This window comes from Xanthomonas sp. PPL134 (genome assembly GCF_040595915.1).
In the GTDB taxonomy this organism is placed as follows: domain Bacteria; phylum Pseudomonadota; class Gammaproteobacteria; order Xanthomonadales; family Xanthomonadaceae; genus Xanthomonas_A; species Xanthomonas_A indica.
On the sequence record NZ_JAMDLL010000003.1, the window covers coordinates 497,044 to 503,560 of the forward strand.

The window sequence follows — 6,517 nt, forward strand, 5'->3', positions numbered from 1 at the left end:
CGCCAAGGCGATACGATGGGTGGCGAATCGTCCGCGAAACTTTACCCGGAGTCCTGAGTGACCGACCGCCTGGCCGCCTTGTTGACCCACTTCTCGGTCAGCGCCGAGGTCTTCCACGCCGGCACGCTGTGCGGCCTGCACCGGCTCGACGATGGCGACCGCGGCCAGTTGCATCTGCTGCGCCAGGGCAGCGTGGTCGTCCACAACGGCGATGGCAGCGTGCTGCGGATCGACCGGCCCAGCCTGCTGCTGTACCCGCAGGCCATGCCGCACCGCTTCGAGACCGATGCGCAGCGCGGCGCGGATTTCGCCTGCGCGCATTTGCGCTTCAGCGGCGGCGCGGCCAATCCGCTGGTGCGCGCCTTGCCGGCCTGCATCTGCCTGCCGCTGGACGCGCTGCGCCAGGGTGAGACGCTGCTGCACCTGCTGTTCGAGGAAGCGTTCGCCCAGCATTGCGGGCGCCAGGCGGTGTTGAATCGCCTGTTCGAGGTGGTGCTGGTGCACGTGATCCGCGAACTGATGGAGCAGGGGCTTACCGATGGCGGCATGCTCGCCGGGATGGCCGATGCGCGGCTGCGGCTGGCGTTGACCAGCATCCACGACGCCCCGGCGCAGCCGTGGACGCTGGAGAGCCTGGCCGCCCGTGCCGGCATGTCGCGCAGTGCGTTCGCGCGCAGTTTTCGCGAGACCCTCGGCTGCACGCCGGGCCAGTACCTGCAGGACTGGCGCATTGCCCTGGTGCAGCGCGGCCTGCGCGAAGGACGGCCGCTGAAGCAGCTTGCCGACGAGGTGGGTTACGGCAGCGAGGCCGCGGTGTCGCGCGTGTTCAAGGCGCAGGTCGGGCAGACCCCGCGCGCGTGGCGGCAGGCACGCTGAGTGCGGCTGGGGGCGTGTGCAGGCGCGCCAGCGCCACCGGCGCGCGCGGGCGACTGCTGCGTAAGCGCTGCGCCGGCTCAGCCGGCGGCCAGTACCGCCAGCACCTCGGCCTCGTCCACGTCGGGCACGATCTCGGCGTGGCCGATGCCGCGCCACAGCACCAGCCGCAGGCGACCGGCCAGGTTCTTCTTGTCCAGGCGCATGCGCGCCAGCAGCGCCTCCGGCGCCAGCCCCGCCGGCAGCGCGGTCGGCAGGCCGAAGTCCTGCAGCAGCGCGCGCAGTTTCTCCGTGTCCTGCGCGCTGGCCATGCCCAGCCGGGCCGACAGTTCGGCAGCCAGCACCATGCCCACCGCCACCGCTTCGCCGTGGTTGAGGTTGGCGTTGTCCGGGGCGCCGTAGCCCTGTTCGGTCTCGATGGCGTGGCCGAAGGTGTGGCCGAGGTTGAGCAGGGCGCGCTCGCCCTTCTCCAGCGGATCGCGGGCGACGATCTCGGCCTTGTGCTCGCAGCTGCGCGCGATGGCCTGCGCCAGCGCCGCCGGCTCGCCGGCCAGCAGCGCGCGCCGCTCGGCATGCAGCCATTCGAAGAACAGCGGGTCGCGGATGGCGCCGTACTTGATCACCTCGGCCAGCCCGGCGCGCAGTTCGCGCGGCGGCAGGCTGCGCAGCGTGGCGGTGTCGGCCAGCACTGCGCGCGGCGGATGGAACGCGCCGACCAGGTTCTTGCCCTGTGGGATGTCCACCGCGGTCTTGCCGCCGACCGAGGAGTCGACCATCGCCAGCAGCGTGGTCGGCAGTTGCACGCAATCCACGCCGCGCATCCAGCAGGCGGCGGCGAAGCCGGCCAGGTCGCCGACCACGCCGCCGCCCAGCGCCAGCACGCAGGCGTCGCGGGTGGCGCCCAGGGCGGCCAGCGCGGCGATCGCCGCGGCGAAGTGGTCCAGGGTCTTGGAGGCCTCGCCGGCGGGGATCACGAAGTCGCCGATCTGCAATTCGGGGCGCGCCGCCAGCAGCGCGTCGCGGACCTGCGCGGCATACAGCGGCGCCACCTGGCTGTCGCTGAGCAGCAGGACGTGGCGTCCGCGCACGTGGGTGGCGAGGGCGGTGCCGTCGTCGAGCAGGCCGGGGCCGATGCGGATGGTGTAGGCCGGGTCGCCAGCGACCTCGACCGTGCGCGATGCTGCCGTCATGCAGTGGGTTCCGGAAGTTTCCACGACGCGGCCAGGCGCACGACCAGCTGTGCGGTGGCTTCGGCCGGGGTGAAGTGGTCGGTGTCCAGGATCAGGTCGGCGACCTCGCGGTACAGCGGTTCGCGCACCGCATGCAGGTCGCGCAGCACCTGCTCGCGGTCGCCGCGCTGCAGCAGCGGACGGCTGCGATCGCGGTGCAGCCGCTGCAGTTGCGCGGCCACGCCGACCCGCAGGTACACCACGAAGCCGTGTTCGCGCATCTCGCGGCGGCTGTCGGCGTTGAGCACGGCGCCGCCGCCGGTGGAGATCAGGTGGCCAGGCGTGCTCAGGATGCTTTCCAGCACCGCGCGCTCGTGCTCGCGGAAGCCGGCTTCGCCGGCGTGCTCGAACAGCGAGGCGATGCTGGCGCCGGTGCGCTCGACGATGGTCTGGTCGCTGTCGACGAAGACCAGGCCGAAGCGCTCGGCCAGGCGGCGGCCGATGACGCTCTTGCCGGCACCCATCGGGCCGACCAGCACCAGGTTGGGGGCGGGATTCATCCGCCGATGCTAGCAGAGACCGGTGCCGCCTCGCGCGCCGCGCAGACCCCTCGGGCGGGCGCCGCGCGGCGAGGCGTGCGTCGCGCGGTGCATGGCGCGACAATGGCGCATCGTCCGCCGAGTGCCTGTCGCCATGCCCGATCTCTACGCCGAAGCCCTGTCCACGTTCGCCGACCTGTTCGCCGAGGCGCGCACCAGCGATGAGGCCGAATACAACGCCATGGTCGTGTCCTCGGCCACGCTGGAGGCGCGTCCGTCGTCGCGGGTGGTGCTGCTGAAGGCCTACGACGCGCGCGGGTTCGTGTTCTACACCCACCTGGACAGCCAGAAGGGCCGCGAGCTGCAGGCCAATCCGCAGGCCTCGCTGCTGTTCCTGTGGCGGCGCATGCGCGAGGACGGGGTGCAGGTACGCATCGACGGCGAGGTGCAACTGGTCGCCGCGGCCGAGGCCGACGCCTATTTCGCCTCGCGGCCGCGCATGAGCCAGATCGGCGCCTGGGCCTCGGCGCAGTCGCGCACGCTGGCCTCGCGCGAGGAATTCGAGGAGCGCGTGGCCAAGGCCGAGGCCACCTTCGAGGGCCGCGAGGTGCCGCGCCCGGACGGCTGGGGCGGGTTCCGCGTGGTGCCGCGCAGTGTCGAGTTCTGGTACGGCGCCAAGTACCGCCTGCACGAGCGCTGGCGCTACGAAGCCGACGCCGCCGGCCACTGGAGCAAGCGGATGCTGTTCCCGTGAGGGGTGCCGGCCCGGCCTGCCGCGTCGCCGCCGCTGTCAACGCGTGTCCGCGCGAGGCGCGGTGAGCATGGGCCCGCAGCGCATCGTCTGCCTGACCGAAGAGCCGACCGAAACGCTGTACGCGCTCGGCGAGCAGCAGCGCATCGTCGGCATCAGCGGCTTCACCGTGCGCCCGCCGCAGGCGCGCCGCGACAAACCCAAGGTCAGCGCCTTCACCAGCGCCAAGATCGGCGAGATCCTGAAGCTGCAGCCGGACCTGGCGATCGGCTTCTCCGACATCCAGGCCGACATCGCCGCCGAACTGGTGCGGCACGGCATGGAGGTCTGGATCGCCAACCACCGCAGCGTCGACGGCATCCTCGACTACGTGCGCCGGCTCGGCGCGCTGGTCGGCGCCGGACCGCGCGCTGACGCCTACGCCGACGAGCTGCAGCGCGGCCTCGACGCCATCGCCGCGCAGGCCGCCACCTTGCCGCGCCGGCCGCGGGTGTACCTGGAGGAATGGGACGAGCCCATCATCACCGGCATCCGCTGGGTGGCCGAACTGGTGGGCATCGCTGGCGGCGACGACGTGTTCCCGGAACTGTCGGTGCAGCCGCTGGCCAAGGCGCGGATCCTCGCCAATGGCGACGAGGTGGTGCGGCGTGCGCCGGACATCATCCTCGGCTCCTGGTGCGGCAAGCGCTTCCGCCCCGAGCGCGTCGCCGCGCGGCCGGGCTGGGCGGCGATTCCGGCGGTGCGCGACGGGCAACTGTTCGAGATCAAGTCGCCGCTGATCCTGCAGCCGGGGCCGGCCGCGCTCACCGACGGCGTGCGCGCCATCGCCGACATCATCCAGGCCTGGGCCAAGGGCGTGGGCGCGCGCTAGGCGCGCGCCTGCCAGGCCACCAGCCGAACGGGCGCAACGCGCATCCATGGCCGCGTCATCGTGCGGCCATGGACGATCGCCGCTTCCGCGATCCTTCTTGTCGCGCACGCCACCACGCCGCGGCAGGCGCCAGACGCGGCGATTCCGTCAGCCGGACGCAGGCTGGGTACGGCCGGCGATGCCCAGGCCGAGCAGGGCCATGAGCGCGGCCACGGCGAACGTCGACAGATAGGCCGCGGCCGCCGAATACGCCAGCAGCGCGGCGAACAGCGAGCCGCCGATCGCCAGCGTGGTCGCCACCGCGATCGCCTCGCTCAACTGCAGCGCCGAACTGTTGCGGCCCTGCCGCGCCGGCGGCGACAGGGTCAGGGTCAGCACCGCCAGGGTCGGGTAGATCAGGCCCATGCCCAGGCCGGTGGCGGTCCAGCCGCCGATCGCCAGCACCGCCGGCACCGCCGGCAGCAGCGCCAGCGTCGTGGCCGCGATGCCCAGCGCCATCAGCGTGCAGCCCAGCCGCAGCCGCCGCAGGCGGGTGGCGTCGCGGCCGTAGTGGCCCTGGTACCAGGAGCCGGCGAACCAGCCCAGCGCGCCGGCGCTCAGCGCCACGCCCGCCCACACCGGCGACAGCCCGCGTTCGCGCGACAGCAGCAGCGGCAGGAACGCCTCGCAGCCGAAGAATGCCGACCCGGCGATGCCGCGCAGCGCGATCACGCTGGGCAGGCCGCGTGCGGCACGTAACGTGCCAGCAGGCAGCAGCCGCCAGGTGCACAGCACCAGCAGCGCCAATGCGGCTGGCAGCAGCAGCGCCGCCCACAGGCCGCGCTGCTGGCCGCCCAGGTACAGCAGGCAGACACCGGCCGCCGCGCCCAGCGACCACAGCCGCGACGCGCCGCTGGCGCCGTCCGCGCTCGCGGCGGGCGGCAGGCGCCGCAACGCCGGCCACAGCAGTGCTGCCGCGGGTAGCGCCAGCAGCGGCACCGCCAGGAACACCCAGCGCCAGCCGACGTGCTCGACGATCAGCCCGCTGATGCTGGGGCCGATCAGCGACGGCACCACCCAGCCGGCGGAGAACGCGGCGAACATGCGCGGGCGGATCGTCTGCGGATACAGCCGCGCGACCAGCACGTACAGCACCACCGAGATCGCGCCGGCGCCCAGGCCTTGCACCAATCGACCGGCCAGCAGCAGCGTCATCGACGGAGCGAAGCCGGCCAGCAGCAGGCCGCACACGAAGCAGGCCAGCCCGGCCCACAGCGGCGCCGCCGGCCCGTGCAGGTCGCTCCAGCGCCCGGCCACGGTCATGCCGATCACGCTGGTGGCCAGGGTCCCGCCGAAGGCCAGCGCATACAGCCGCAGGCCGTCCAGTTCGCGGGCCACGGTCGGCATCGCCGCGGCCACCGCCAGCGCCTCGAAGGCGATCAGCGAGACCAGCGCGACCATCCCGATGGTCGTGGCGCGATAGGCCGGCGCCAGCACGGAGCCGGCAGCGGCGGGGGCGGGCGGGACATCGGCGGCGGTGGCGTGGTCTTGCATCGGGATACCTGGGAAAGCGGATGGACGGCTGCCGGTGGCGACTTGCATCGGCGCCTGCAGGCCATGCAGCATGCAACCTCAACCGGACTCGAGGTCAAGCGATGCAGGAGGAACTGAGCGTGGGGCAGGTTGCCGCGCGCAGCGGCGTGGCGGTGTCGGCGCTGCATTTCTACGAGAGCAAGGGCCTGATCCGCAGCGCACGCACCGCCGGCAACCAGCGCCGCTACACCCGCGACGTGCTGCGCCGGCTGGCGGTGATCCGCGTGGCGCAACGCGTCGGCGTGCCGCTGGACAGTGTCAAGGCCGCCTTCGCACAGCTGCCCGACGCGCGCACGCCGACCCGTGCCGAATGGGCGCGGATGTCGGCGGCCTGGCGCGAGGAACTGGACGCGCGCATCCTGCAGCTCACTCGCCTACGCCACCAGCTCACCGACTGCATCGGCTGCGGCTGCCTGTCGCTGCGCCGCTGCCGGCTGAGCAACCCGGCCGATACTCTCGCCGCGCACGGTGATGGCCCGCAGCGCTGGGCAGAGGACTGAGCGGCGCGTCTGCGCGCGGCAACCACGTGTGGTGTCGGTGCGGTCGCCAGGTCTGGCCTGCGTAGGAGCGGCGTCAGCCGCGACGGGGCTTTCCCGGTCACGCCCGGTCGCGGCTGATCCAAAACCGGGGACAAGAGCCGCTCCTACGAGACGCGACGGCGACGCAATGTGGGGTCGAGTGGTGTGGGAGGGACTTCAGTCCCGACGCGGTACAGGTGGATGTCGCGGCGCTGCCGCTTGTG

The 6,517-nt window shown here is 72.8% G+C and carries 7 protein-coding genes; 4 read left to right on the plus strand and 3 right to left on the minus strand.

Going from position 1 to position 6,517, the window contains the following annotated elements; all coding sequences use genetic code 11:
• Nucleotides 1-57 precede the first annotated feature (57 nt).
• Nucleotides 58-876, plus strand: coding sequence for an AraC family transcriptional regulator (locus M3U25_RS09920; protein WP_355497790.1), 819 nt, complete (start codon nt 58-60; stop codon nt 874-876).
• A gap of 77 nt (nt 877-953) precedes the next feature.
• On the opposite strand, the gene aroB is transcribed toward M3U25_RS09920, so the two are convergent.
• Both aroB and M3U25_RS09930 read right to left on the minus strand, forming a co-directional pair.
• A complete protein-coding gene (aroB, locus tag M3U25_RS09925) occupies nt 954-2,063 on the minus strand; it encodes a 3-dehydroquinate synthase (protein ID WP_355497787.1) in 1,110 nt (369 codons plus the stop codon).
• The gene (locus tag M3U25_RS09930) at nt 2,060-2,602 is read right to left on the minus strand and encodes a shikimate kinase (protein ID WP_017910873.1); all 543 of its coding nucleotides are present in this window, start codon (nt 2,600-2,602) and stop codon (nt 2,060-2,062) included. The genes aroB and M3U25_RS09930 overlap by 4 nt, the downstream gene beginning before the upstream one ends.
• A gap of 133 nt (nt 2,603-2,735) precedes the next feature.
• Between M3U25_RS09930 and pdxH the strand changes: the two genes are divergently transcribed.
• The gene (pdxH, locus tag M3U25_RS09935) at nt 2,736-3,335 is read left to right on the plus strand and encodes a pyridoxamine 5'-phosphate oxidase (protein WP_160946412.1); all 600 of its coding nucleotides are present in this window, start codon (nt 2,736-2,738) and stop codon (nt 3,333-3,335) included.
• A gap of 67 nt (nt 3,336-3,402) precedes the next feature.
• Nucleotides 3,403-4,203 carry a cobalamin-binding protein gene (locus M3U25_RS09940; protein ID WP_355498549.1) on the plus strand — a complete coding sequence of 267 codons (801 nt, stop codon included), beginning with the start codon at nt 3,403-3,405 and terminating at the stop codon, nt 4,201-4,203.
• 147 nt (nt 4,204-4,350) lie between these two features.
• Here M3U25_RS09940 and M3U25_RS09945 read toward each other — a convergent pair whose 3' ends face one another.
• Nucleotides 4,351-5,736 (minus strand): MFS transporter, encoded by a 1,386-nt coding sequence (locus M3U25_RS09945; RefSeq protein WP_355497783.1) that lies wholly within the window; start codon nt 5,734-5,736, stop codon nt 4,351-4,353.
• A gap of 101 nt (nt 5,737-5,837) precedes the next feature.
• On the opposite strand from M3U25_RS09945, the gene soxR reads away from it, so the two are divergent.
• The gene (soxR, locus tag M3U25_RS09950) at nt 5,838-6,275 is read left to right on the plus strand and encodes a redox-sensitive transcriptional activator SoxR (protein WP_242080790.1); all 438 of its coding nucleotides are present in this window, start codon (nt 5,838-5,840) and stop codon (nt 6,273-6,275) included.
• Nucleotides 6,276-6,517 lie beyond the last annotated feature (242 nt).